Consider the following 26,297-nt stretch of genomic DNA (forward strand, 5'->3'; position numbering starts at 1 on the left):
TTTTAATATTATAACTATATAGTTGAAAGGATTATTTTTTATGAAAAAGATATTGTTAAATGGAGTAGACGGAAATTTTGGAAGCAGGTCAGCCCGTGTATTGCTGGAAAAATATCCTCATGAAGCTTTGATTTTTACGGCTCCAACAAAAAATGGTCTTGAAAAATACCAGGCAATGGGCATTGAAACCAGAATTGCCGATTTTAACAATGCGGAAAAACTGACGGAAGCATTTAAAGATGCGGATACAGTTATTCTGATCTCCATGCCATTCGTTGGACCGAAAAGAAGAGCGGCACATAAAATTGCAATTGATGCGGCTGTGGCGGCAGGTGTAAACAAACTGGTTTATACATCGATTGTAGGAGCCGGACATGAGGATATCAATGCTTACGAAGTAAACGATCATGTATGGACCGAAAGGTATATCAAAAAACAGCCCATCCATTATTTGATTCTTCGGGATTCCCAATATGCGGAAGCAATGGTCTCCACATTTGTGGAAGCAGTTGAAAATACAAACGGCATCATCCGCAATAACATGGGAGATGGGAAAATGGCATTTGTTTCGAGGGATGACTGTGCGCTTGCGGCGGCCTGTGCGGCAATGTCTGATTGGGAAGATCGAATTGTTGATATAAATGGAGCCGAGCTTCTGACAATTGCACAGTACATGGCAATCGCCTCGGAGGTTACGGGTAAAAAGACGGAATATCAATATATCAACGATGATGAGATGTATGAGTTCTTTGACTCCATCGGCGTTCCAAGGACAACGGAGGAAATGTGGGCGGACACGGCGAAGAACTTTCCATTTTGCTCAGATGGAATGGTGTCCTTTGGCAGGGCAATCCGTCTGAATCAAATGAGTACATTTACAGATGATTTTGAAAAGCTGACAGGGCAAAAGCCCATCACGGTAAGAGAAATGTTTGAAGATATGGAAAATCATTTAATCGGAACAAGAACATCTACAGATAATTAAAAACAGTAGGAGGACGAAAAATGGCAGAAATGATGAATCCGGCGCTGGAAGGCGCCACCTTATTGTTCCCACAGGGATCTTTTATTACGGCATATGCTTATACGGGCGTGGAGGATGAGATCAAGGCATATCAGACCAGCGCATGGATTGGAACGGCGCTTATGACATCCCCCATTTATGATGTATACGGACCGGATGCCGTTAAATTAATGGGACAGGTTTGTACAAATGATTTTACCACGCTGGGAATGAACGGCATACGCCATGCCGTAATGTGCAATGAGAAAGGTCAGATTCTGACAGACGGCGTTGTAATCCGTATCGGAGAAGATCGTTACAGAACCTACTGGCTTGATCCGGTGATCTCTTATTATGTCAATACATCAGATCTGGATGTGCATGGCGAAAACATGAGCGGAAAGGAATATTTTATCCAGATTGACGGTGAAAAGTCCTTAGAGATTCTGGAAAACGCATTCCAGGCCAATCTTCACGACATCAAATTCGGCAGACATAGAATCCAGGAGGTAAACGGAAAACAGGTACGCATCATCCGGCTTGGCATGTCCGGCAACCTTGCTTATGAAATTCACGGAGATATGGCGGATTATGCGGAGATCTATAATCTGGTATGGGCGGCAGGTGAAAAGCTGGGAGCAAGAAAGCTTGGGCTCCAGGCTTATAACATGTTTAACCATACGGAGGCCGGATTCCCGAATATCAATCTTCACTATCCGCTTCCGTGGCTGGAAACCAGCGAGAAAATGACAGAATATATGCGCACAGTGCCTCAGTTATCCATGTTCAATCTCAATCGAAGGCTTCTCGGAAGTGTGGGGGATGATCTTCAGGCTCGCTTTGTTACTCCCTATGATGTGGGATGGGATTTCCTGATTAAATACAATCATGACTTCATTGGAAAAGAAGCCCTCCTTGAAATGTCGAAAAAGCCCCAAAAAAAATGCGTAACCCTGGAGTGGAACGCCGAGGATGTGGCAGAAGTCTTTGCAACCATGCTCAGCCCTGGGGAGGAACCCTGCGAGGATATTACCAAACCATGCGCGCTTGAATACTATTTCTGTGTCAGAGAGTTTGGTTTTGAGTACCGGGCGGATAAGGTGCTGGCTGCAGATAAGGAGATCGGGATCACAAGCGGAAAAATCATCTCTTATACCTATAACAGCATGATTTCTCTGGCCTTCATTTCCGCAGAATATGCCAAAGAAGGGACGGAGCTTGAAATACTCTGGGGAACGCCGGGAACCCGCCAGATGAAGGTTCGCGCAAAGGTTGCCAGATTCCCGTATAATCAGGATTATATCCGTAATGAAAAGCGGGATGTTTCGGATATACCTGTTTTTGAAAGATGAAACCGGAGATGATTACATAGGGAAAATAAAATTTATGTGTTCCCCTGCAGAGTTTTCAAGCTTTGCAGGGGATCTGCTGTTTATGGGTTTATTCTTTTAACTTAATACATATACCTGTATTAATTATTGAACATAATATAGAATTTATTTCTCATGTAGCAGATTATCTTGTAGATGTAGGAAGAAATGCAGGAAATAAAGGTAATACCAAAGCATGAACCAATCAAGAAAGTATATGTAGAAATGGTAAAGCAGATTGTAGAAAGCGAGGCGAAGAATGATGAAGACGCTGAATGATTATATGGCAATGTCCTATCGTATGGAAATTGTGGAAGATAAAGATGAAGGCGGATTTGTAGTTTCTTATATCCATATGTTCCACGCGATATATATGAAAGTTTTTTTGAATGATTTTTGAAACATTTTTGAAAATTATTAAGAGAAACGGAGCAGCAACTCCGGGACATCTCAGAATTCCGGAGACCTATGAGATGGCGAGAGAACTTGCTGATTATATAGAGAATCTGGGAATTGAAGAATGGAAATAGCAAAAGAAATGATTTAATAAAAGGAAGAAAGCAATGGAGAAAGAAAATAGAAAGTATTCAGGGTTTTCAGAGGATTTTGTCTGGGGTGCAGCAACGAGTGCATATCAGATCGAAGGCGCAGTAAAAGAAGATGGCAAAAAGAACAGTCTGTTTTGATGGAATTAATTTCTGTTATGACAGACTGTTTTTTCTATGCCATTATCAATAGTTGATTTGCGGAAAAACATCGAAATATATGTGTCGTGAGGAGAAGTTTATGCTGTATATAATACTATTAGCTGAGTTATATGGGCATATGTCAAAAACATTATTGACATATGCCTTTTATAGAACTATTATATAAGAAAAGCAAGAAAGGAGCAGTTTATGCCGAGACCAGTAAAATGCAGAAAAGTTTGCCATTTCCCCAATGTTTTAGAATTCTTTCCGGCAGATGATACTGAGAAAAAAACACCTATTGTTCTGACGGTAGATGAGTATGAAACCATCCGTCTGTTGGACAAGAAAGGTTATAGTCAGGAGCAGTGCGCAGTATCTATGCAAGTAGCAAGAACAACTGTTCAGCGAATTTATGAGATTGCCAGGAAGAAAATAGCAGATGCACTCATTGATGGATATCCGCTTAAAATTGAAGGTGGAGATTTCAAAATCTGTGATGGTCAGAGCAGTAACTGTGGACTTGGAGGATGTTACAAGCAGGAGATTCATCAAAAATATGCAGCAGAAAAAGGAGAAGGTATCATGAGAATAGCAGTAACGTATGAAAACGGACAGATTTTTCAGCACTTCGGACACACAGAAACATTTAAGATTTATGATGTAGAGGAAGGAAAAGTAGTACATTCAGAAGTAGTAGATACGAATGGAAGCGGACATGGCGCATTGGCAGGAGTTCTTAAAGCATTGAATGCAGATGTTTTGATCTGTGGCGGAATCGGAGGCGGCGCACAGACAGCGTTAGCGGCAGCCGGCATTAAGCTTTTCGGAGGAGTTTCCGGAGATGCGGATGAAGCAGTAGAAGCGTTTATCAATGAAACACTCGATTATAATCCGGATGTTAAGTGTTCTCATCATGAGCACAGCCACGGGGAAGGACATACATGTGGCGAGCATGGATGTGGAAGCCATAGCTGTCATTAAGAAAAATAGCAAAAAATAATAATACAAAAGAATGTGTCAAGGTAATGGAGAAAGGCAACTGTTGACTTTTGCCTTTTAGCGTGTTAAAATCAAGAATGTAGAAAAACAAAGACGTTTTGCAGTCATTATTGCAAAGCGTCTTTTTATTTTATCAGCAGTGATAAAGAGTGTGCGGTAAACAGATAATACAGAAAAGGAAGAATGCTCTATGAAAGAATTGTTATTTTTGCTTGTATTGTTTGTTTCTAATGTTATTCAGGCTATCACAGGGTTTGCCGGCACGGTATTGGCGATGCCACCTTCCGTTTATTTGCTTGGGCTGGATCATGCAAAGGTGGTCCTGAATGTTATGGCCTGGCTGTCCGGACTGATGATCGCAGTGACCGGATATCGACATATAAACTGGAAAGAATTGCTTAAGATGTCTGCGGTCATGTTGGTTGGAATGTTTGCAGGGATACAGATCTGCCGGATCGTGAAATCTGAAAATATTCTTCTGACAATATATGGAATCATAATCGTCGTAGTTGCATTAAAGAATCTGTGCATCCATACAGAGAAAAAACTTCCGGATCTCATTTTGTGGATAGTTCTGATCCTGGCAGGGATAATTCATGGTATGTTTGTATCAGGAGGGGCTTTACTTGTGATCTATGCAACACAGGTACTGAAAGAAAAAGAAGAATTTCGTGCGACAGTGGCCCCTGTATGGGTGGTGCTGAATTTTTTTTTGATGGTTACCCAGTTCAGGAGCGGCCTGGTTGGAACGGCAGATATTCGACTGATCTGTATCAGTATCCTGCCATTACTTATAGCTACATGGTTAGGTAAAAAGCTGGTATGTAAAGTATCTCAGAAGGTATTTCTGAATCTGACTTATATACTGCTTCTGATATCTGGAGTATCTTTGATCGTCTGATGCAGTTGATCACAGGAAGCTGCGGTGGAGAAAGGTGTATAAATATGGCAGTAACATTGCGTGAGATCATAAAACAGGTACAGCATCTGGAGATGAAGCTGGTAGCAGGTGAGACAGGACTGGATCATGAAGTGTCATGGACGCATATGGTAGACAGCGACACGATTTCTGCATTTCTGCAGGGACAGGAGCTTACTTTTACAACTGGATTAGGATTGAATGAAAATCTGACTCTTCTTCGTCTGGTAAAGGAAGTATGGCGAAACAAAGCCAGTGGAATCGTGATCAATACAGGGCCTTATATCAGTGAGATCGGACAGGATGTTATTGATTTTGCAAATGAAAAGGGATTCCCGGTATTTGAAGTACCGTGGAGGGTTCGAATGGCTGAAATCATGCGGATCATATGTTTTGCAATAACAAAAGAGCAGCAGAACGCAATTGAGGTTGCGACGGCACTTAACAATGCCTTTTTATGTCCGTCTCAGGAAGAACTGTATGTTTCGGCACTGATGAGAAAAGGGTATTTTACAGACAGTGCATATACGGTTGTGAATGTGTGTGTTCTGGAAGACAATGATCGTGTAACAGGAACAAGGCTAGAGCAGATTTTATCTAAACTGAGCAGTCATATCCGCTGCAATTATAATGGGATTTTGTGTTGTGCCCAGGATAAGCAGATCCTTCTGGTTTTGTGTGATTATTCTGATGAAGCATGCAGAAAAACTACAGAGAGGATTTTTCAGATACTATGCAGGATGGTATGTCAGAAGGAACAGATTTTTGTAAGTGTAAGTAAGCAGATTTCCGGGATCAGGCAGATTTATAAGAGCTATCAGTTTGCGGAAAAAATGTCTGATTTATTATGTGTCTGTCAGGTTCCGGGCGAGCAAAGCACAGATGGCGGAAAGATTATTTTTTACAAAGATCTTGGGATTTACAGGGTACTGCTCACACTTACAGATAAGGAAGCAATAAAAGAATATCTGGCAGATACAGTAGCTCCATTGTATGAATATGATGAGATGAACCACTCAGATCTGGTCAGAGTACTTCAGTGCTACCTGGCTAACGACTGCAGTGTCAAAAGTGCGTCACAGGAATTGATCGTACATCGAAATACAATTAATTATAAGCTTGGAAAGGCCGCTGAGATACTTGGAAAAAATCTTTCTGATTTTGATGTGCGTTTTCAGCTGAGGCTGGGTTTCCTGTTATATCAGATGAATGAAATGTAAAAGGAAAATGCGGCAGCAGAATAATAACGATTGTGCTGCAGCACAAAAATAATTGGATAGATGTCTATTGCAGACAGTCAGTGTCGAGAGTAATATATGACTCAGATAAGACAAAGGCGTCTGGTTCACAAATGAATGTGGGCCGGGCGCTTTTCTTATTCTACAACAAATAATAAGTTTGTTTACCGCAAAAATGAACAATATTTAAAACTGAATTACAGATAAAGAGGAGGAAGTTATTATGAGTTTAACAGGAAAAGAAGTAGCACAGATGCATAAAGATTATGTGATGCAGTCATGGGCAAGATCAGGAGCAGATACTTTACCGGTAGAAAGAGCTGAGGGAATTTATTTTTACGATTATGATGGAAAAAAATATGCAGATATGGCTTCACTTCTGGTGTGTTCCAACCTCGGACATGAGCTGCCGGAGATCGTTGAAGCAATCAAGGAACAGGCTGATAAGATGTGCTTCATGGCACCGGCATATGCATCCGAGCCTAAGAGCATGCTGGCAAAAATGCTTGTAGAAGCAGCAGGAGCAGATACATACAAGAGAGTTTTCTTCACAAATGGTGGAGCAGAATCCAATGAGAATGCTATTAAAATGGCACGTATGGTAACCGGAAGAACCAAGATCTTTTCCTGTTACAGAAGCTATCATGGAGCTACACTTGGAGCATCCAATGCTTCTGGTGACTGGAGAAGATATGCAGCAGAGATCGGTGGTGCAAATGGATTCGTACACTTTATGAACCCTCAGATGTATCGTGACGGATATACAAAAGGAGTTGATGATGCAGAGGTAACGAAGAAATATCTGGATGCGCTGGATCTGCAGCTCAAATATGAAGGCCCCGGAAATGTGGCAGCGATCCTGATGGAGTCTATAGTAGGTGCAAACGGTGTCATTCTTCCTCCAGACGGATATATGGAAGGTGTTCGTGCACTTTGTGACAAATATGGAATCCTTCTGATCTGTGATGAGGTTATGGCAGGATTTTACCGTACAGGAAAAATGTTTGCATTTATGAATTTCGACATGAAACCGGATATCATTACATTTGCAAAAGGTGTTACCTGTGGTTATGTACAGCTGGGCGGATGTATTGTGAGTAAAAAGGTTGCGGAGTATTTTGAGGAAAATGTTCTTCAGTGCGGACTTACTTACAGTGGACATACACTTGCATGTGCGGCTGGTGTAGCAGCAATGAAATATTATAAAGAACACGACATCGAGGGACATGTAGCTGAGATGCACAAGATCGTTGCTCCGTTTATGGACGAGATGGTAAGAAAGCATAAATGTATTGGTGAAGCAAGATGTATCGGTTTGTTCGGCGCACTTGAAGTAGTCAAGAATAAAGAAACCAGAGAACCGATGCAGGAATACGGCGTACCCGGACCGGTAATGCCGTGGATATTTGCAGAATTAAAGAAACGTGGCTTTGCAACTTTCGGACGTGAGAACTTTATTGAAATCTGTCCGCCACTGATCATCACGAAAGAGGAGCTGGAAGAGTATCTCCCGATCCTTGATGAAGTGCTTACAATGGTCGATGAAAAATTTTGTGACTGATAAAGCAGGAGGTAGCCTATGAACTGGGATTATCTACAGCCGGTAAAAATTCATTTCGGCAAAGGTAGAGTAAAAGAAATCAAAGAAATAGCCAGAGAGCTTGGCTGCGAAAGAGGCCTTCTGGTGGCAGGACCGTTTTTCTTTAAAAGCGGTCTTGCCGAAAAGGTCATAAAAGAGTCAGAAGGAATGATCGTTGCTTCTTTTGGAGATGTTTCTCCAAACCCGGACGTTGCAGAGGTAGATGCCTGTGCGGAAGTGATCCGGCAGAAAAATATCGGATTTGTGGTAGCACTGGGTGGAGGCAGTCCCATGGATTGTGCCAAAGCAGCTGCCAGTGTAGCTTTGACTCCGGATTCCATCCGTAAGTATCATGAAACCGGAGTAGCAATGCCGGAGAAACATCTTCCACTGATCGCAGTTCCTACGACTGCAGGAACAGGAAGTGAAGTGACCTGTGTATCAGTTCTTTCGGATCATGCAAATGGAAAAAAAGCGCCGATCGTATCAGAGGGATTTTATCCGGCAGCAGCTATCATTGATCCGGAACTTACTTATACAATGCCACCGCAGGTTACGGCAGGAACAGGAATTGATGTTCTTTCCCATGCGATCGAAGGCTATTGGAGCAAAGGTCATCAGCCGATCTGTGATGTGCTTGCGATGCATGCAGCAGAACTGGTATTCAAATATGTTTACAGAGCATACAGGAAGCCAGATGATGAGGAAGCAAGGGAGAAAATGTGTGAAGCATCTTTGATTGCAGGATTGGCGTTTACTTTACCGAAAACTACTTCTTCCCATGCGTGTTCATTTCCATTGACCAATATTTATCACATCCCGCATGGCGAGGCGTGTGGCCTGACCCTGGATTATTTTATAAGAATCAATGCAAAAGGCGAAGGTGGTGAACGTGTAGAGGAATTTGCCAGAAGGATTGGATTCAAAGATGCAGAAGAGATGGCGGATGCAGTTCTTGAATTAAAGAAAAAAATGGGATTGCGGTGTGATCTGAAGGATCTGGAGCTTGACGATGATCAGATTGCGGAGCTGGTTCGCATCAGCAGACACCCGAACCTTTATAACAATCCGGTAGAGATCACAGATGCGATGCTGGATGAGATGTATCGATATCTGGCCGGAAAGTGAAAGATTTTGATTGAATGTTGAAAGAAATAATGATAATATAGAAAGAGACGATGGAGTCCGGATACTTTGGTATCTGGGCTCTTTTTGTATTTATGGATGGGAGATGAAAGATTATGAAACTGATCACAGCAATCGTAAGACCTGAGAAAGTAATGGATGTCATCAAAGCACTGGAACAGGAAGGATATTTTGCTTTTTCAAAATGGGCAATTTCAGGAAGAGGTAAGGAAAAAGGTATTCAGGTAGGTGATGTCCTTTATCAGGAAATGGCAAAAAACATGCTGTATATTACTGTTGGGGACAAAGAAAAAGATGAGGTTGTAGATATTATCATTAACAGTGCAAAGAGTGGGCAGTATGGACATTATGGTGATGGAAAAATTTTTGTTTCCGATATCAGTGAGGCATATACGATCAGTGAAGAAACCAGAGAAGATGATGATGAATGATATGCTTGATGAAGCAGGAGGATATATATGGGTGAAAGAAATAAAAGAACAAAATTAAAAAAATCCATGGGACCTGGTTCGATCTGGGCAGTTGCAGTCGGTTCCATCATTGGATGGGGATGTTTTATACAGGGTGGTCTCTGGACAGAACGTGCAGGTGGACCGCTCCCGCTGTTTCTGGGATTTCTGGCAGGCGGTCTTTTAATGATCGTGGTAGGCTACAGCTATTCTTATATGATCGCAAAATTTCCGGTAGCGGGTGGTGAATTTGCCTATGCATATAAAGGCTTTGGAAGAACTGCTTCGTACATATGCGGATGGATGCTGTCGCTTGGATATCTGTCTATTGTAGCTTTGAATGCAACGGCACTTCCGGTATTGGCATCCTATATTTTTCCTGGAGTCTTTAACAGAGGTTACCTGTATACAATTGCAGGATATGATGTATATATGGGTGAAGTCGGATTATCCCTGTTCTTTATCATACTTTTCGGGATCATGAATTACAAAGGTGCGAAATCTGTAGGAAATCTTCAGCTTGCGATGGTCCTTATCATGTGTGCAGCGGTTGTTGTATCAGTCATTGGCGTGATCGCAACAGGACATTTTGATGCTTCAAACTTGCAGCCGGCATACGGAGCCGAAGGCAAGTCTCTTGGAAGCGGTTTTGTATCTATCCTGGCATTGGCTCCGTTCCTTTATGTAGGATTTGACTGTATTCCACAGGCGGCAGAAGAATATGATTTTCCACCACAGAAGTGCAAAATGCTGATCATTTCAGCATTGATCGTAGGTGCTTTGATCTATGGTGCAATGGCACTGGTGACAGATTGTGTTGTTCCCTGGCAGCAGGTTCTGACTATGACAGATGCGGATGGAACTCTTGTAAAATGGCATACAGGTGCAGTTCTTGATCTTGCAATGGGAAAAGTTGGTGTGTGCTTTGTGGCACTGGCAGTGTGCATGGGGATTTTTACCGGTATGAACGGATTCTTTATGACATCCAGCCGTCTTTTATTTGGTATGGCAAGAGCAAAAATGCTTCCGTCAGCTTTTGAAAAGGTTCATCCGGAGCATAAAACTCCGTCCATATGTGTTGGGTTTACCATGATCATCTGCTGTATCTGCCCATTTTTCGGCAGAGAAGTGATCGGCTGGGTTGTAGATATGTGTTCCGTAGGTACTGCGTTCGGATATTTCTTTACCTGTGCAGGTGCTTATATTCTTCTGAAAAAATATGGCGATGATACAGATACAAATAAAATCCATCCGGCAGTAGCAATGGGCGGCTGCGTGATCTCTGTTGTAATATTGCTGCTCCTGATCGTGCCCGGTTCTCCAGCATTCATGGCTCCACAGTCCTTTGCAGCGCTGATCGTGTGGGTACTGATGGGAGTTACTTTCTATTTTGTTTCAAAGAAAAATTTTGCGAAAATCACTAAGAGAGAAATGGATTATCTGATTCTTGGAAATGTGCAGGTAGTTCGAGGACTGAGAAAAGGAAAAGATCAGGGAAGAGTTGTGCAGGGTAATATTGTGGCTGATCAGAGTAATAAATCTTAAAAGGTAATAAAACGGCTGCAGGCCTATAATACTTTCAGGGTAACAGAAAAACTTCCATTCAAAAAATGGGAGTTTTTCTGTTACCGGAGTATCATATTTGCAAGGTGTGATTTATAAAGTATCTTGACAGAGGTACCGATTCTGTTATACTATTAAAACTGATAAAGGGGAGTAACCTACGTTTGGAAATCTGCGTTTGCAGTGTCGTCAGTACGGTGGAAACATCCGGCGCTGCAGGGAAATGGTGAGACTTTTATTGCATTTTTTGTTGTGCAATAAGGGTTTCTTTTTTTATATCATTTTATCAAAAAAATCCTTTATTGCATAAAAAAATTACAGTCGGTGAATATTTGCAAAAAAGGAGGCAAAGGTAATGAAAGAAATTTATCAGCAGACAGCAGAAGAAGTTCTCGAGCGTGTGGAAAGCAGGGAATCAGGGCTTACCGATGAACAGGTCAGACGGTCCAGAGAGAAGTGCGGATGGAATGAGCTTGCAGAAGGAAAGAAAAAAAGTATTTTGCAGATCTTCTTTGAGCAGTATAAGGATTTTCTGGTGTTGATCCTGATCGCATCGGCAGTGATATCCGGTATGCTCGGAGATGTGGAAAGTGCAGCAGTTATCGTGATCGTTATTACGATCAATGCGATTTTGGGAACCGTGCAGACCGTAAAGGCTGAGCAGTCTCTGCAGAGTTTAAAGAAGCTTGCCGGTCCGGAGGCAAAGGTATTGCGTGATGGTGTGGCGGTACAGCTTCCGGCAAGAGAACTGGTTGTAGGAGATGTGATTCTTCTTGAAGCAGGTGATATGATCCCTGCGGATGGAAGATTGATTGAAAATGCAAGTCTTAAGGTCGATGAAAGTGCTCTTACCGGAGAAAGTCTTGCGGTTGAAAAGAGTATGGACATTATTTTGGAGGAAGCACCACTTGGTGATCGGACAAATATGCTGTTTTCCGGAAGCTTTGTCACATATGGGCGTGGCAGAGCGGTTGTAACGAATGTAGGAATGCAGACAGAGGTTGGAAAGATTGCGGGACTTCTGAAATCGACTTCGGAAAAACAGACGCCACTTCAGGCGAATCTGGATGATTTTGGAAAGAAGCTTTCCATTCTGATCCTGATATTTTGCGGAATTCTGTTTGCGATCAGTGTATTCCGCGGTGAGAAGATCAGCAGTGCATTTATGTTTGCAGTAGCACTTGCAGTCGCAGCGATTCCGGAAGCTTTAAGCTCCATCGTGACGATCGTCCTTTCTTTCGGAACACAGAAGATGGCAAAGGAGCACGCGATCATTCGTAAGCTCCAGGCTGTGGAAGGTCTTGGAAGCGTTTCTGTTATCTGCTCGGATAAGACCGGAACACTCACACAGAACAAAATGACAGTAGAAGATTATTATATTGATGGAAAAAGAATCACAGCAGATGCAATTGATGTAGCAGATCCGGCGCAGAGATGTCTTTTGGACTACAGCATTTTATGTAATGATTCAACAAATGAAAATGGAGTGGAGATCGGAGATCCGACGGAAACGGCATTGATCAATCTGGGCAGCCGGTACGGAATCGAGGCTGCAGGTGTAAGAAAGCTTTATCAAAGAGAAGGAGAGCTTCCCTTTGACAGTGACCGTAAGATGATGTCAACACTTCACAGAATTGATGGTGAGAACCGGATGATCGTAAAAGGTGCGGTTGACCGGCTTCTGGAGCTGACAGACAGAATCTGGACAAAGGACGGAGTTCGGGAAATCACAGAAGCAGATAAAGAAAAGATCCAGCGCCAGAATCAGGAATTTTCAACGGAAGGGTTACGGGTACTGGCATTTACCTATCGTGAAATTCCGGAGAAGCATGTATTGACGACAGAAGATGAGAACCATCTGGTATTTCTTGGTCTGATCGCCATGATGGATCCGCCGAGGGAAGAATCAAAGGCTGCAGTTGCAGAATGTATAAAAGCGGGGATTCGGCCGGTCATGATCACTGGAGATCATAAGATCACAGCAGCTGCAATTGCAAAGAGAATCGGAATTTTACACGATCTGTCGGAGGCCTGCGAGGGCGCTGATATTGAAAATATGAGTGATGAGCAGCTGAGGGAATTTGTCCCGAATATTTCTGTGTATGCAAGAGTGTCACCGGAGCACAAGATCCGTATTGTCCGTGCATGGCAGGAGAAGGGGATGATCGTGGCAATGACCGGAGATGGTGTGAATGATGCTCCGGCATTGAAGCAGGCAGATATTGGTGTTGCAATGGGAGTGACCGGAACAGAGGTCGCAAAGGATGCTGCAGCAATGGTGCTTACAGATGATAATTTTGCAACAATTGTAAAAGCAGTGGAAAATGGACGAAATTTATATCAGAATATCAAGTATGCGATCCAGTTTCTTCTGTCAGGAAACTTTGGTGCGATCCTGGCAGTTCTTTGTGCATCCCTGGCAGGACTTCCGGTTCCCTTTGCACCGGTACATCTGCTGTTTATCAATCTTTTGACAGACAGCCTTCCGGCGATCGCATTAGGCGTGGAGCCGCACAGCAGTGAGGTGATGAATGAGAAACCAAGATCAGCAGACGAGTCAATACTGACAAAGGATTTTCTTGGTAAAATCGGTCTGGAAGGCCTGGTGATCGGTATGATGACGATGATAGGATTTTTGACAGGATATAACCAGAATGGTGCACTGCTTGGCAGTACCTATGCCTTCGGAACACTTTGTCTGGCACGTTTGTTCCATGGATTCAACTGCAAATCGGATCATCCGGTTATCTTTACAAAACGTTTCTTTAATAATAAATGGCTTCAGGGAGCATTTGCACTTGGGGCAGTACTCATTACCGTTGTACTGACGGTTCCGGGATTTCATCTCCTGTTTAAAGTAGAGACGCTGGATCTGATGCAGCTTGGCTGTGTATATTTGTATGCGTTTGCAAGTCTTCCAATCATTCAGCTGCTTAAATGGATACGTATGAAATTGAAAAAAAGAGAGGAAAAATAGTGGATTTAAGCAAAATATCTATAAAAAAAATCAGGGAGCTTATTGTGTTTACGGCACTTCTTGTAGTTGCCCTATGGAAATTCGATGTGGTGCTCAGCGTGCTAAAAGCAATATGGGGGATTATATTTCCGTTTGTGCTTGGCGGGGCGATCGCTTTTATAACAAATGTGCCAATGAGCTTTTTGGAAAAGAAAATTTTCGGAAGAGTAAAAAAAGAAAATAAGACAGTTGGAAAACTGGCAAGACCGATAAGTCTGCTCCTTACGATCATATTGGCGGTTGGTGTAATCGTACTGGTAATGTTCGGGGTGATTCCGCAGCTTACGCGGACAATGGGAACTCTGATGATGAGTATCGCTGATTTCATTCCGCAGATGCAAGGCTGGATTCGGGAATTTTCCCATAATAACCAGGAAATCATGAAGCTGGTAAATCAGGTGCAGTTTAATCCGGATCAGGCGATCAAGTGGGGAATAAGTCTTCTTGGAAATGGTGCAGGAAATATGATGAATACCACAATGTCAGCAGTGGGTTCCATAGTCAGTGGATTGGCAACCTTTTTTATTGCATTTTCATTTGCCTGCTATGTTCTTTTTCAGAAGGAGAAGCTGCATGTGCAGATCCGAAAAGTATTTTTTGCCTTTCTTCCAAAGAAAAAGGCAGATGCTTTTCTTAAAATTTGTTCTCTGACTTATCGGACATTTGCGAATTTTCTTGCAGGTCAGTGTCTGGAAGCTGTGATCCTCGGCTGTATGTTTGTTGTGATACTGAGTATTTTGAGGATGCCATATGCACTTTTGATCGGAGTTTTGATTGCGTTTACTGCATTGATTCCGATTTTCGGGGCTTTTATCGGATGTGCGGTGGGAAGCTTTTTGATCTTTATGGTAAATCCGAAACAGGCAATTTTATTTATTATAGTATTTCTGGTGCTGCAGCAGATCGAGGGAAATCTGATCTATCCTCATGTTGTGGGTGAATCCGTAGGGCTTCCATCAATCTGGGTTCTTGCAGCAGTTACGATCGGTGGAAACCTTATGGGAATTGTGGGGATGCTTGTTTTTATTCCGCTGCTTTCCGTGTTCTATACTATTTTTCGGGAATTCGTATATCTGCGCCTGAAAAAAAAGCATATCAAACAGGTAACAAAGACAGAAATAGAGGAATATACGGCGGAGGAAATTGCTGCTATAGAAGAAACGTCAGGAAAAGAACAGAGACCTTCAAAAGTTCAAAAAAAATGTTGACAAGAGATGGCAAGGCAAAAGAAAAGTAAATTGTTCGAAAAATAGAGTTAAAAACAAAAAATCATATTTTTTGAATAGAATATCAAATGTTCATATCCATCCCAAAATGCTAAACTATCACACGGTAAAGAAATGTGTACAAAGAAAGGGCATAAAAGAGGAGATAGAGGAATGGATAATAACAATAAAAGCAGTGTGGTTTACCAGGGTAAGATTCCTGGAAGAGTAAAGTACTCGTTTGCTTTTGGAGCATTGGGTAAGGATTTGATCTATGGAATGATAGCAACTTTTTCCATGATCTATTTTACAGATATCATTAAAGTAGCGCCGGCGTTTATCGGAACCATGTTTTTCGTGGCAAAGATCTGGGATGCGTTTAATGATCTTTTCATGGGAATGGTTGTTGATAATACAAGAAGCCGTTTTGGCAAATTTGTACCGTGGCTGGTGATCGGAACGTTGATCAACGCATTTGTATTTGTAATTGTATTTACAGATTTTCATTTATCAGGCGTAAGCCTTTGTGTTTTTGCATCTGTTATTTATGTATTATGGGGAATGACCTATACAATTATGGACATTCCATACTGGTCAGTAATCCCGAATCTTACATCTGATCCACAGGAGCGTGAAAAAGTATCCGTACTGCCAAGAATTTTTGCAAGTATCGGACAGTCACTGATCATTGCCGGATTTGGAGTACAGATCATCAAAGGTCTTGGCGGTGATTATACAGGATATCATAGATTTGCTTTGATCATTGCAGCAACATTTATTTTTACAATGGCTGTATGTGTACTGAATCTGCCAAAGATCCAGCATGATGTTGAGAAAAAAGAAAAAATGAAATTTAAAGACATCTTCACAGTCATCAGAAAAAATGACCAGTTAAGATGGGCAGTATTGCTGATTCTTTTATATAATGTGGCAATTCAGGCAATCATGGGAGTTGCGACCTATTACTTCAGTTATGTATGCAACAATGCCGGAATGTTATCTGCATTTATGATCAGTGCATCTGTTGCAGAGGTTGTAGGACTTCTGATCTTCCCGAAGGTAACAAAGATCTTGTCCAGAAAGCAGGCGTTTTTGTTTGCGTGTGTGTTGCCACCGATCGGATTGATTCTTCTTCTGGTGGTAGGAATTGTGTGTCCGAATAATATTGTTTTGACAGCGATTGCTGGTATTATTGTTAAGACAGGAACCGGTCTGGAGCTTGGATGTGCAACGGTATTCCTTGCGGATGTTGTGGATTATGGAGAATATGTTCTCGGAAACAGAAACGAGGGTGTTGTATTCTCTCTGCAGACCCTGATCGTAAAACTGACAGCAGCATTTACAGCACTGGCTATTGGATTTGTACTGGAGCTTACAGGATATGTTCCGAACACAGTGCAGTCACTTGCAACACAGAATTCTATTCGTGTTCTGATGTGTGTAGTGCCGACTATCGGAGTTATTCTTGCATATGTTGTATTTAAGAGCAAATATAAATTAGATGATAAATTTATGAAAAAAGTCGTTGCGAAACTGAACGGCTCAGAAGAGAAATAAGAGCAGTCCCCTGTTTTAATTGTGAAAACAATAAACAGGGGATTTTTTGTATTTTATGTATATTGATAATATGCTATCATAAAATACAGTAAAACATCAGGGAGTATGGAGTGTGAGAATATTTAGTATTATTTTGGCAGATGACGAACCGAATATCCTATATGGAATGCAGAAGGGAATAGACTGGGAGAGCCTTGGATTCTCTGTAGTTGGAACAGCACAGAATGGAAAAGAAGTGCTTGATATGATGGATGAATTTCATCCGGATTTAGTGATCAGTGACATAAAAATGCCTTTCATGGATGGTCTGGAGCTGGCAAAGAATATCCATGAAAATTATATGAATACAAAGGTGATCCTGTTTTCCGGATGGGATGATTTTACATACGCACGTCTGGCTATCAGTTATGGAGTTTCGGAATATGTGATGAAACCCATTGATTACGAGGAGATGCAACGTCTGCTCATAAAAATGTATCAGGAACTGGAGAAAGAATATAATGAAAAAATAAACCGTGTCCGGCTGGAGAATGCATATACACAGAGCTTGCCGTTATTGCGTCAGCAGTTTTTTTCCAGGCTTATGACAGAGGTTATGGAGGAGAAGGAATGCAGGCGGCAGATAAAAAATCTGAAGCTGGATCTTTCGGATCAGGTGTATTCAGTTATAGCAGTAAAAGTGGGAAAAGAAGGGAAGAAGGACATTCTCAGCGAACTGTCAATGAAGGAAACGTTGAAGGAAGCACTGGAAAAAATTGCACACGTTCATGAATTTGGTATGGGCGATAAAGAAGTATTTCTCCTTGGTGGCAGCAAGAGACATGAGATTGGGAAGATTACACGAAGTATCCAGGAAACAGCAGTTATGATCCAGCGTATTTTCGGAGCGAGGATTTCCTGCGGGATCAGCAACAGCGGAGAGAATCTGAAAGATATGCCGGCGTTGTATGCTCAGGCAGCAGAAGCATTGGATTATAATCTTGTTTTGCCGGAGGAGAGCTATACTTACTATAACGATATCATGCCGCAGCAGGAGGAAGAGGACTGGAACTCTCAGGTGGAAATGATCGGAAAATCCATCACATATTGTACGGAAGAAGAATTGAAAAAACAGGTCGGTGATCTGATCGCATGGCTGCATAAGGGTCACTATAATTTGAATGAATATCAGATCGTTATTCTGGAAATCTCTTTTTCTGTTGCCAGATTTTATAAGAAATACCAGATTACATCAGATGCAGAATTTGCGGGATCCAAAAAGATGGCGGTGAAGATCCTTTCGTTGAGCACGGGGGAAGAATTAGATCATTGGCTTTTGAATTACTGCCTTCTGATACGATCACTGATCCAGAAAAAACAGATCGACAACAATGTGGTTCTGGCAGAAAATGCAATGAAGATCGTGGAAAAAAAATTCCGGAATCCGGAGCTGAGTGTGGAGTCGATATGTGGAGAGTTACATGTTAGTACCTCCTATTTTTCGAAAATATTCAAGCAGGAAACAGGAGGTACATTCATTAATTATCTGATCAGTCGACGTATGGAAGAAGCAAAAAAACTGCTTTTGCAGACTGATTATAAGAGTCAGACCATCGGAGCGATGGTAGGGTATCCGGAGCCAAATTATTTCAGCTACGTATTTAAAAAAAACTGTGGAATCTCACCTGTAAAATACAGAAAATCTGCACAGTCAGATACATAGATCGGCAATAATATACAAGGAGCTGAAAATGAAAAATAAAAAGATAAGTATCCGTATCATTTTTCCGGTGGTTATGTCTGCTTCCATTGCAGCCTGCATCATCAGCTGTATTCTTCTGTTTTCCTACTATTTTTCAACATATTTTCAGAAGGATGCCATAGAAAAAATAGGAAAGCAAAGGGATTTTCTGGCGCAGAGTCTGGAGACACAGATTGAAAATATCAATGTACTGATCAACAGGATCTACTATCAGAATATAAAGAAATATGATGTGGACAGTGCCAGGTTTGCGGAGGAAATGGAACAGCAGATATTTCTTGAAGAAAAGTGTCTGTATGGACTTGCCTTATACGATATAGACGGAGAAAGTATATGGCATTCAGGGACATTTGCAGAACAAGAGGATGCGAAAGAGATGGCCTGGTTTTTACAGGCAAAGGAGAATATTGAGACGATCAGTTACGGACGGCGGAGACTGGTACGTCCACAGGAGGATAGTTATGTATTTGAGATCAGCCGTTATGTAGAATATATCAAGGATGGAAATATGAGATCAGGAATTCTTCTGATGGAGTATTATACAGATTCTGTGGATGAGATACTGTCGCATTACAGAAATCAGAAATCAGCGTATTGCTATTTGCTGGATGATCAGAAGAATATGCTCTATCATCCTTTTGATAAAGAGATCGCATCCGGATTATATAAAGAAAAGACCGTAGAGTCTGCATTGTCCTGCAAAAATTATAGGATAGAAAAGGCGGATGGTCAGCAGTGGCTGATAGAGGGTCAGCAGATTGGTTACACAGGATGGAATATGGTGGTTGTAAATTCTATGGACAGTCTGGTATTGGAAAGCCATAATCTTCATTATCTTGTATGGTTTATACTCCTTCTGATCGGAGTGATCCTGATCTTTCTTGATACTCTTGTGTTTCACAATTTTACAAATCCGATTTACAGGCTGCTTCGGACAATGGAAAAATTCGGAAAAGGCGATTATAATGCCAGAGCACAGGAGGAAGGAATCGGCGAACTGAAAAATGTAAGTATACATTTTAATATTATGGCAGATAAGCTTCAGGAGCAAATGGAAGAGATACGCAGAAATGAGAGAGAAAAGCAGAAGATGGAGAAGAAGCTTCTGCAGTCGCAGATCAATCCTCATTTTTTGTATAATACGCTGGATTCCATTATCTGGATGATCCGAAGTGAAGAATATGATGGTGCCGGGGAGATGGTCTCTCTTCTGGCTAAATTTTTCCGGATCTCCTTAAGTCAGGGAAAAGATATGATCACTCTGGAAAAAGAACTGGAACATGCTTCCAGCTATCTGGCCATCCAGAATATTCGTTTCAAGGATAAATTTGAATTTCATGTGGACGCAGATCCGGAACTGCTGAAATATTTTTGCCCCAAGCTATCTATTCAGCCATTGCTGGAAAATGCTATTTATCATGGAATGGATGGAATGTATGAGGATGGAGAAATCGAGATCCGGATCTATGAAAAGAATGGAGATATCAAAATCGATGTGTCAGATAATGGACCCGGTATGACACAGGAAAAAATAGATTATATCATGCACAATAAAGTAGTATCCAGCAAACGTGGTTCCGGAATCGGAGTGTGCAATGTAAATGAGAGGATACAGCTGATCTATGGAAAAAATTATGGAATTACGATCAGTAGTGAACTGGATGAGGGAACCGTTGCCACGATCACGATCCCGAAAATGGAGGAAATGGATGAGCAGTAAGAAAAAACATATCATTCTGATTCTGGTTCTGATCGCACTTATATCCTTTCGGTATATGACAGTGCGAAATCATAGGGCAGAAAAAAGCAGAATTACCATCGTCCTGCCACAAAACACACAGGAAGATTTAAGCAGTGTCCAGGAGGGAATCCGGGATTATGCTTATGACCATCAGATAAAGCTGGATGTCTGGTACAAAAAGCAGATGTCCGAAAAAAGTTTTGCAGAGCTGGTGAAAGAGGAAAAGCAGAATCGAAGCATGGGAATTCTTCTGGTATATCCGGAATTTTATCTGAAAAAAAATCAGAATGGTTACAAATATAAGGAAGTACTGGCACTTACAGATACCATGAAGGAGTCATTTTTGCATTATGCGGCATTTGTGCGGAGGGAACAGGAAGAAGAAACATACAGGATGCCAATCAGTGAAACTGTTTTGGGACAGATCAAAAGTGGCCGTAAGAAAGAGGTTTATATGGAAAATACATACAGACTTGGCTATGAATGTATGCAGATGATAGAAGCTTACGGAAAGAAAAAAAAGATGGAGAGTATCTTTCTGCAGCCGTTAAAGCTTGATCGGGAAATTCTGGAAGCGGGCAGTCTGGATGCATTACTTGTAAGGTAGAGGGAGAAGATGAAGTGGAAAACTGAAAAATATAATTTTATACTGGCAGGTCTTTTTGTGCTGATGGCAGGTCTGATCGTGGCATGGAAGCTACCAAAGAGAGAAGACTGTTATATCCACATGGGAATTGCGGTATATGATCTGAATGATACCTTTATGGAGAAATATATGCGGACTTTGCAGGATATGATTGAAAAAACAGAAATTGCAGGAAGGAAAATATCCTACGAAATCTATAATGCAGATGGAAAAAATAAGAAACAGGAAAAACAGCTGCAGTATATGTATGCGCAGGAGTATGATATCATGTTGGTTAACCTGGTAGAGCCTGCATCTGCAGCCAGTGTGTTGAATGAAGCGGAGGAGAAGGAGATCCCCGTCATTTTGTATAACCGTGAAGTTGCCGAGAAGGATCTTCAGATCGTGAAGGATGTCTGGTATGTAGGAACAGACGGAAAAGCTGCCGGAGAGATACAGGGAAAGCTGCTGAAGGAGCTTTGGGATAAGCAGAAGCAGAGCGTGGATCGGAATCAAAACGGAAAGCTGGACTACATATTGATTGAGGGGGAAGAGTCTCATTATGATACGATTCGGAGAACTAACGGATTTTTGGAGTCAGGAAGAGAATTGCCGTTAAAGCAGCTGGGAAACCTGACTGCGGATTGGAAACGGGAGATTGCCCTGGAAAAATTTGCGAAGCTGGATGAAGAGACGATCCGGAATACGGAGGCAGTCGTATGCAACAATGATGACATGGCACTTGGGGTCTATGATTATTACAAAAAACATCAGATGAAACTTCCGGTTATTATTGGAATTAATAACAGTCAGGAAATGAATCAGAAGATCCGACTCGGGGAAATCTATGGAACTGTGGATAACAATATGGAGGATCAGGTTGCAAGAATTTATGAGATAATGAAATCTGTTTTAAATGGAGTTATAGATAAATATGATAAAATCTGGTACAGTATGCCTTATGAAATTGTTAATAGTGACATATCAGAAGAAAAATGATACGATGAATGCAGAATAAGTATTCCCCGCTTTAGGTGTATGGAGCACTAAGCGGCGGGCCAAGAAGGGGGTATACTATGTGGTTTGTGTTTGCCTTGCTGTCTGCTGTATTTGCAGCTCTGACCTCCATACTGGCAAAGGTAGGTATTACCGGTGTTAATTCGAATCTTGCAACAGCGATTCGAACGATGGTGGTGCTTGTCATGGCATGGGGAATGGTTTTCCTCACAAATACCCAGGGCGGGATCGCAGCGATCAGCAAAAAAAGCTGGCTGTTTCTGATACTTTCAGGTCTGGCAACAGGTGCCTCATGGTTATGTTATTATCGTGCTTTGCAGATAGGAGATGCATCTAAGGTTGTGCCGATAGACAAGCTGAGTGTTGTGATCACGCTGGTACTGGCATTTGTTTTTTTACACGAGAAATTTACAGCAAAATCGCTGATCGGATGTATTTTGATCGGTGCAGGAACATTATTGATGGTTTTGTAAAAAGGTATAAAAAAACTATACACAAAAGGAGAGGGCTATGAAAACACGAAAGAAAATTTCAGCAAGGCTTCTGGTAATCATGCTTGTTGCCACATTACTGCATCCCTTTACATGGAATGTTCCGGTGGAAGCAGCCGAGACAAAACAGATCGATGTTTTGTTCAGCCATGATACACATTCGCATTTGAACAGCTTTTCAACCATCGTAGATGGAGAACAAAAAGAGGTTGGCGGATTTGCAAGGATCAAAACTCTGATCGATGAAAAGAAGCAGGAAGATCCGGACACCCTGGTGTTGGATGGCGGTGATTTTTCCATGGGAACCCTGATCCAGACCGTATACGATACGGAGGCGGCAGAGCTTCGAATGCTGGGATATCTGGGGTATGATGTGACGACTTTGGGGAATCATGAATATGATTATCGTTCAAAGGGACTGGCAAATATGCTGGAGGCTGCGAAGGATTCCGGTGAGACAGTACCGGCATTGGTGGTATGCAATGTGGACTGGGACAGTATGGAGCAGGATGGACTAAATGATGGCCAGAAGCAGATCCGGTCGGCATTTGAAGCCTACGGTGTGAAGGATTATGTAGTAGTTCAAAAGGGAGATGTAAAGGCTGCAGTAGTCGGTGTGTTCGGTAAGGATGCCCTGGAATGTGCACCGACCTGTGAATTAAAGTTCAAGGATCCGGTTGAGGCCGTAAAACAGACGGTAGAAGAGATCAGAAAAAATGAAAAAGTGGATATGATCGCTTGTGTGTCCCATGGAGGAACCTGGGAGGATGAGAACAAATCGGAGGATGAGATCCTGGCAAAAGAGGTGCCGGATATTGATCTGATCATCAGCGGACATACACACTCAGAGCTGAAAGAGGCAATTCAGCATGGGAACACATATATCGTATCCTGCGGTGAATACGGAAGAAATCTGGGATCACTTTCCATGACACAGAAGCAGGACGGACGGTGGGAACTGACATCCTATGAGCTGATCCCTGTTTCTGAGGAGGTAAAACCGGACCAGGCGACACAGGAACAGATCGATGCCCTGATGGATGCGGTGGATAAGAATTATCTTGCCGATTTTGGCTATACAAGAGAAGAGGTTCTTGCTGAAAATGATGTTGAATTCAACAGTCTGGAAGAAATGGGCACGATGCACGAAGAGTTGAATCTTGGTGATATCATATCCGATGCATACATATATGCAGTGGAGAATTCCGAGTATTATGATGGTGATCCGGTTGATGTAGCCGTTGTTCCAAGCGGAACCGTGCGGGATACATACACAAAGGGTGATATCACAGTAGAGGATGTTTTTAATTCCTTTTCACTGGGGATCGGAAAGGACGGTGTTGCCGGATATCCGCTGATCAGTGCATACCTGACCGGAGAGGAGCTGAAGCTGGCAGCGGAGGTGGACGCTTCTGTATCGGATTTTATGACAACGGCAAGGTTATATTGCAGTGGGTTGAATTTTGCATACAATCCACATCGGATGATTCTGAATAAGGTGACAGATTGTTATCTCACCAGGGCAGACGGAGAGCGGATCGAGATCCAGGATGACAAACTGTATCATGTTGTGACAGACCTGTATACCGGCCAGATGCTTGGTTCTGTGACGAAAATGTCCTATGGAATGCTGTCTCTTGAACCGAAGGACAGGGATGGGAATCCCATTGAAAATCTGGAAGATCAGGCGATCATGGAGGGTGACAGGGAATTAAAGGCCTGGGATGCAATCGCAAGATATATGCAGTCCTTTGAGGATACAGACGGCGACGGAATTGCCAATGTGCCGGAATATTATGAGACGACACATGGACGTAAGGTTGTGGAGGACAGCAGAAATATCATTGATCTGGTGAAGCAGCCGAATAAGTTTTCGGCAATGATCGCAGGTATTTGTCTGATCCTTATAGTGATCATTGTGCTTGTGGTATTTCTGATCCGAAGGATGATCCGCAGGATCAAAGTCAGAAAAGGAAAGAAAAATTCAAAATAAATATACGGCTGAGAAGAAAGCTGTCGCTTTAGCGGTTAACAGATTGCAAAGCGACAGCTTTTATTTGAGATGAATTGCAATTTCTTTTGTAAAATTGTAGAATGAAAGAGCTTATGAAAAAGAGTCATGAAAGAGAGAATCGGGAAATGAATGATAAAATCGCAGTCTGTCTTGGAAAGGGCGGACAGAGAGATATGGCGGAAGCTTTTTGCAGGAAGACCGGAGCACAGCTCCAGGATAAGCCGGGAGATTTTCTGACGGTGCGGTTTGATTCCAGGGGCGTTTCGCTGTCCGGTTTTGGGCTGACCTATCAGGGGGATTTTGTGGAGACGATGCTTCACAGAGTTACCAGAGGCAGACTTCAGCATGAGATGCTGGTGAAGGCGGTGAAATCAGATAAGGAGGGAAGGAAGGCCATCGATGCTACGGCAGGAATGGGTGAGGATGCCTTTCTTTTGGCAGCCCAGGGCTATGAAGTGACGCTGTACGAGCAGAATCCGGTAATCGCAGTCCTTCTTAAAGATGCCATTCGCCGTGCCAGGAAAAATATGGATCTGAAAGATATTGCCGGTCGTATGAAGGTGATCGAGGGAAACAGTGTAGAAGGTATGTCAAAGCTTCTTGATCCTGTAGACGTGATCTATCTGGATCCCATGTTTCCGGCAAGACAGAAATCCAGTCTGATTAACAAGAAGCTTCAATTGATCCAGAAGCTGGAACCACCGTGTTCCGGGGAAAAGGATCTTTTCGATGCAGCTATCAGAGCAAATCCGGATAAGATCATCGTCAAGCGTCCGCTGAAAAGTGAATGTCTTGCCGGCCGGGAGCCGTCTTATACATTGAAGGGGAAGGCAATACGATATGACTGCTATGTATTATAAAGTCAGACACTATCAATACAAAAATCGAATCGGAAACCTTGAGGCTGAAGCTGTAGGCGTCGTAAGCGGGGAAAAACATTTCCCTATATTTCCGGGAAATATGATCTTCAAGCCACTGACGAAATCCAAACCATTTTCCACGCCACTGTATGCTTATGCAGAGGTATTCTGGTCAACGATCATTAATGAATATTTCATGCCTGCGCCCAGATATGAACTGGCCATTTGTGAAGGATATGAGGCAGCAAATGAAAAATATCTTGATTACGGAACGACAGTACCCATGGCATATAAAGAAGGGGAAAACCTTTTGAATCTTCTGGAATTTTTTCGAAAATATCCGGATGAAAAGGTGGACATAGATAATTATGTAAACTATTGCCAGATGTTTTATGATTATAGAGATATTTTTGAGGCTGATTTTTTTCAGGAGCATCAGGAAATGGCGGAACAGCTTGCCATGCAGGTACTGATCTCTGTCCTGAAGGGAGACCAGAATTATCACTATGAAAATGTAGCATTTCTCTGTGATAAAGATGGCGGGATCATAAGTCTTGCACCTATGATCGATCATGAATTTTCTACGTATTTTATGTTTCCGGACGATATTTCCCGTCATGTATACTGGCTGATGGAATTAAGCAAATCCATCCGCGGATGGGAAGTCCGGCCTGGGGAATATGATAATTTCAAAGATCCGGAAGAACGGAAACTAATGGAAAAAAGTGCTACCTGTATTCATAAAAATCTCCTCTATATAAAAGAACATTATCCGCAGACAACGGAAGAATTTCTGGATAAAGCAGAAAAACTGAAAACAGCATTGACGGAAGCTTCAGAGGATTTTCTGATCCGGGGAAATACGGAATATCCGGACTGTGCGGATTCCAGTGCCTGGCTGATCGGAAAAGCCCGATACAAGGATAAAGATGAAGAGAAAGCCAGCGCTTATGAGGCGGAATTATACGGAAAGGGGAAAAAGCTTGATTTCCGGGACGTAAGTATCAGTGCAATAAATGAAATAAAAGCTGTGATCAGTCAGATGGAAGAAGTTTTGAGAAAGAGAGAATAAACA

23 protein-coding genes are annotated in these 26,297 nt (G+C 42.2%); all 23 read left to right on the forward strand.

The window, feature by feature from the left end; all coding sequences use genetic code 11:
- Positions 1–40 precede the first annotated feature (40 nt).
- The 23 genes from DWX61_RS10790 to DWX61_RS19325 all read left to right on the forward strand — a co-directional run bounded on the left by DWX61_RS10790 (position 41) and on the right by DWX61_RS19325 (position 26,294).
- Positions 41–985: an NmrA family NAD(P)-binding protein gene (locus DWX61_RS10790; protein WP_118514200.1), complete on the forward strand. Its 945-nt coding sequence runs from the start codon at positions 41–43 to the stop codon at positions 983–985.
- A gap of 20 nt (positions 986–1,005) precedes the next feature.
- Positions 1,006–2,355, forward strand: a complete 1,350-nt coding sequence (locus DWX61_RS10795) for an aminomethyltransferase family protein (protein ID WP_118368515.1) — start codon at positions 1,006–1,008, stop codon at positions 2,353–2,355.
- A 277-nt stretch (positions 2,356–2,632) separates the two neighbouring features.
- Positions 2,633–2,773 (forward strand): hypothetical protein, encoded by a 141-nt coding sequence (locus tag DWX61_RS19690; protein ID WP_330607414.1) that lies wholly within the window; start codon positions 2,633–2,635, stop codon positions 2,771–2,773.
- A 7-nt stretch (positions 2,774–2,780) separates the two neighbouring features.
- Positions 2,781–2,903, forward strand: coding sequence for a hypothetical protein (locus DWX61_RS19320; protein ID WP_270427846.1), 123 nt, complete (start codon positions 2,781–2,783; stop codon positions 2,901–2,903).
- 33 nt (positions 2,904–2,936) lie between these two features.
- Positions 2,937–3,059, forward strand: coding sequence for a family 1 glycosylhydrolase (locus tag DWX61_RS10815; protein ID WP_330607416.1), 123 nt, complete (start codon positions 2,937–2,939; stop codon positions 3,057–3,059).
- Positions 3,060–3,269: 210 nt separating this feature from the next.
- Entirely contained in the window at positions 3,270–4,043 is a 774-nt protein-coding gene (locus DWX61_RS10820) for a NifB/NifX family molybdenum-iron cluster-binding protein (protein ID WP_118625256.1), read from the forward strand.
- Between the two features lie 208 nt (positions 4,044–4,251).
- On the forward strand, positions 4,252–4,962 hold the full coding sequence (locus DWX61_RS10825; protein WP_021652660.1) for a sulfite exporter TauE/SafE family protein: 711 nt from the start codon (positions 4,252–4,254) through the stop codon (positions 4,960–4,962).
- Between the two features lie 44 nt (positions 4,963–5,006).
- Positions 5,007–6,200 carry a PucR family transcriptional regulator gene (locus DWX61_RS10830; protein ID WP_182433985.1) on the forward strand — a complete coding sequence of 398 codons (1,194 nt, stop codon included), beginning with the start codon at positions 5,007–5,009 and terminating at the stop codon, positions 6,198–6,200.
- 241 nt (positions 6,201–6,441) lie between these two features.
- Positions 6,442–7,779, forward strand: coding sequence for an aminotransferase class III-fold pyridoxal phosphate-dependent enzyme (locus DWX61_RS10835; protein ID WP_118625258.1), 1,338 nt, complete (start codon positions 6,442–6,444; stop codon positions 7,777–7,779).
- Between the two features lie 18 nt (positions 7,780–7,797).
- A complete protein-coding gene (locus tag DWX61_RS10840) occupies positions 7,798–8,925 on the forward strand; it encodes an iron-containing alcohol dehydrogenase family protein (RefSeq protein WP_118625260.1) in 1,128 nt (375 codons plus the stop codon).
- A 113-nt stretch (positions 8,926–9,038) separates the two neighbouring features.
- The gene (locus DWX61_RS10845) at positions 9,039–9,374 is read left to right on the forward strand and encodes a P-II family nitrogen regulator (RefSeq protein ID WP_015525489.1); all 336 of its coding nucleotides are present in this window, start codon (positions 9,039–9,041) and stop codon (positions 9,372–9,374) included.
- Between the two features lie 27 nt (positions 9,375–9,401).
- Positions 9,402–10,937 carry an APC family permease gene (locus DWX61_RS10850; RefSeq protein WP_118625262.1) on the forward strand — a complete coding sequence of 512 codons (1,536 nt, stop codon included), beginning with the start codon at positions 9,402–9,404 and terminating at the stop codon, positions 10,935–10,937.
- A 373-nt stretch (positions 10,938–11,310) separates the two neighbouring features.
- Entirely contained in the window at positions 11,311–13,932 is a 2,622-nt protein-coding gene (locus DWX61_RS10855; RefSeq protein ID WP_118625264.1) for a cation-translocating P-type ATPase, read from the forward strand.
- 44 nt (positions 13,933–13,976) lie between these two features.
- Positions 13,977–15,179 carry an AI-2E family transporter gene (locus tag DWX61_RS10860; protein WP_330575554.1) on the forward strand — a complete coding sequence of 401 codons (1,203 nt, stop codon included), beginning with the start codon at positions 13,977–13,979 and terminating at the stop codon, positions 15,177–15,179.
- 171 nt (positions 15,180–15,350) lie between these two features.
- Complete coding sequence (gene melB, locus DWX61_RS10865; RefSeq protein WP_118514188.1) at positions 15,351–16,733, forward strand: melibiose:sodium transporter MelB; 1,383 nt, start codon at positions 15,351–15,353, stop codon at positions 16,731–16,733.
- Between the two features lie 112 nt (positions 16,734–16,845).
- Complete coding sequence (locus DWX61_RS10870) at positions 16,846–18,435, forward strand: response regulator (RefSeq protein ID WP_118625266.1); 1,590 nt, start codon at positions 16,846–16,848, stop codon at positions 18,433–18,435.
- A gap of 28 nt (positions 18,436–18,463) precedes the next feature.
- Entirely contained in the window at positions 18,464–20,194 is a 1,731-nt protein-coding gene (locus tag DWX61_RS10875; RefSeq protein ID WP_118625268.1) for a sensor histidine kinase, read from the forward strand.
- Positions 20,184–20,822: a hypothetical protein gene (locus DWX61_RS10880; protein ID WP_118514182.1), complete on the forward strand. Its 639-nt coding sequence runs from the start codon at positions 20,184–20,186 to the stop codon at positions 20,820–20,822. Before DWX61_RS10875 ends, DWX61_RS10880 begins: the two co-directional genes overlap by 11 nt.
- Positions 20,823–20,831: 9 nt before the next feature.
- On the forward strand, positions 20,832–21,839 hold the full coding sequence (locus DWX61_RS10885; protein ID WP_118625270.1) for a substrate-binding domain-containing protein: 1,008 nt from the start codon (positions 20,832–20,834) through the stop codon (positions 21,837–21,839).
- Between the two features lie 77 nt (positions 21,840–21,916).
- A complete protein-coding gene (locus DWX61_RS10890; RefSeq protein WP_118625272.1) occupies positions 21,917–22,330 on the forward strand; it encodes an EamA family transporter in 414 nt (137 codons plus the stop codon).
- Between the two features lie 37 nt (positions 22,331–22,367).
- Positions 22,368–24,341, forward strand: coding sequence for a bifunctional metallophosphatase/5'-nucleotidase (locus DWX61_RS10895; protein ID WP_118625274.1), 1,974 nt, complete (start codon positions 22,368–22,370; stop codon positions 24,339–24,341).
- 146 nt (positions 24,342–24,487) lie between these two features.
- Complete coding sequence (locus tag DWX61_RS10900; RefSeq protein ID WP_118625318.1) at positions 24,488–25,222, forward strand: class I SAM-dependent methyltransferase; 735 nt, start codon at positions 24,488–24,490, stop codon at positions 25,220–25,222.
- A complete protein-coding gene (locus tag DWX61_RS19325; protein ID WP_286188075.1) occupies positions 25,203–26,294 on the forward strand; it encodes a hypothetical protein in 1,092 nt (363 codons plus the stop codon). The genes DWX61_RS10900 and DWX61_RS19325 overlap by 20 nt, the downstream gene beginning before the upstream one ends.
- The last annotated feature ends 3 nt before the right edge of the window (positions 26,295–26,297 follow it).

The organism is Ruminococcus sp. AF20-12LB (genome assembly GCF_003478985.1).
Taxonomy (GTDB): Bacteria; Bacillota; Clostridia; order Lachnospirales; family Lachnospiraceae; genus Blautia_A.

Bases quoted from the DNA above. Each gene is read 5' to 3' on its own strand.
- DWX61_RS10830 (WP_182433985.1), top strand. From the start codon at position 5,007: ATGGCAGTAACATTGCGTGAGATCATAAAACAGGTACAGCATCTGGAG.
- melB (WP_118514188.1), top strand. From the start codon at position 15,351: ATGGATAATAACAATAAAAGCAGTGTGGTTTACCAGGGTAAGATTCCT.
- DWX61_RS10840 (WP_118625260.1), top strand. From the start codon at position 7,798: ATGAACTGGGATTATCTACAGCCGGTAAAAATTCATTTCGGCAAAGGT.
- DWX61_RS10855 (WP_118625264.1), top strand. From the start codon at position 11,311: ATGAAAGAAATTTATCAGCAGACAGCAGAAGAAGTTCTCGAGCGTGTG.
- DWX61_RS10790 (WP_118514200.1), top strand. From the start codon at position 41: ATGAAAAAGATATTGTTAAATGGAGTAGACGGAAATTTTGGAAGCAGG.
- DWX61_RS10875 (WP_118625268.1), top strand. From the start codon at position 18,464: ATGAAAAATAAAAAGATAAGTATCCGTATCATTTTTCCGGTGGTTATG.
- DWX61_RS10835 (WP_118625258.1), top strand. From the start codon at position 6,442: ATGAGTTTAACAGGAAAAGAAGTAGCACAGATGCATAAAGATTATGTG.
- DWX61_RS10820 (WP_118625256.1), top strand. From the start codon at position 3,270: ATGCCGAGACCAGTAAAATGCAGAAAAGTTTGCCATTTCCCCAATGTT.
- DWX61_RS10880 (WP_118514182.1), top strand. From the start codon at position 20,184: ATGAGCAGTAAGAAAAAACATATCATTCTGATTCTGGTTCTGATCGCA.
- DWX61_RS10895 (WP_118625274.1), top strand. From the start codon at position 22,368: ATGAAAACACGAAAGAAAATTTCAGCAAGGCTTCTGGTAATCATGCTT.
- DWX61_RS10845 (WP_015525489.1), top strand. From the start codon at position 9,039: ATGAAACTGATCACAGCAATCGTAAGACCTGAGAAAGTAATGGATGTC.
- DWX61_RS10850 (WP_118625262.1), top strand. From the start codon at position 9,402: ATGGGTGAAAGAAATAAAAGAACAAAATTAAAAAAATCCATGGGACCT.
- DWX61_RS10795 (WP_118368515.1), top strand. From the start codon at position 1,006: ATGGCAGAAATGATGAATCCGGCGCTGGAAGGCGCCACCTTATTGTTC.
- DWX61_RS10815 (WP_330607416.1), top strand. From the start codon at position 2,937: ATGGAGAAAGAAAATAGAAAGTATTCAGGGTTTTCAGAGGATTTTGTC.
- DWX61_RS10890 (WP_118625272.1), top strand. From the start codon at position 21,917: ATGTGGTTTGTGTTTGCCTTGCTGTCTGCTGTATTTGCAGCTCTGACC.
- DWX61_RS19690 (WP_330607414.1), top strand. From the start codon at position 2,633: ATGATGAAGACGCTGAATGATTATATGGCAATGTCCTATCGTATGGAA.
- DWX61_RS19325 (WP_286188075.1), top strand. From the start codon at position 25,203: ATGACTGCTATGTATTATAAAGTCAGACACTATCAATACAAAAATCGA.
- DWX61_RS10825 (WP_021652660.1), top strand. From the start codon at position 4,252: ATGAAAGAATTGTTATTTTTGCTTGTATTGTTTGTTTCTAATGTTATT.
- DWX61_RS10900 (WP_118625318.1), top strand. From the start codon at position 24,488: ATGAATGATAAAATCGCAGTCTGTCTTGGAAAGGGCGGACAGAGAGAT.
- DWX61_RS10885 (WP_118625270.1), top strand. From the start codon at position 20,832: ATGAAGTGGAAAACTGAAAAATATAATTTTATACTGGCAGGTCTTTTT.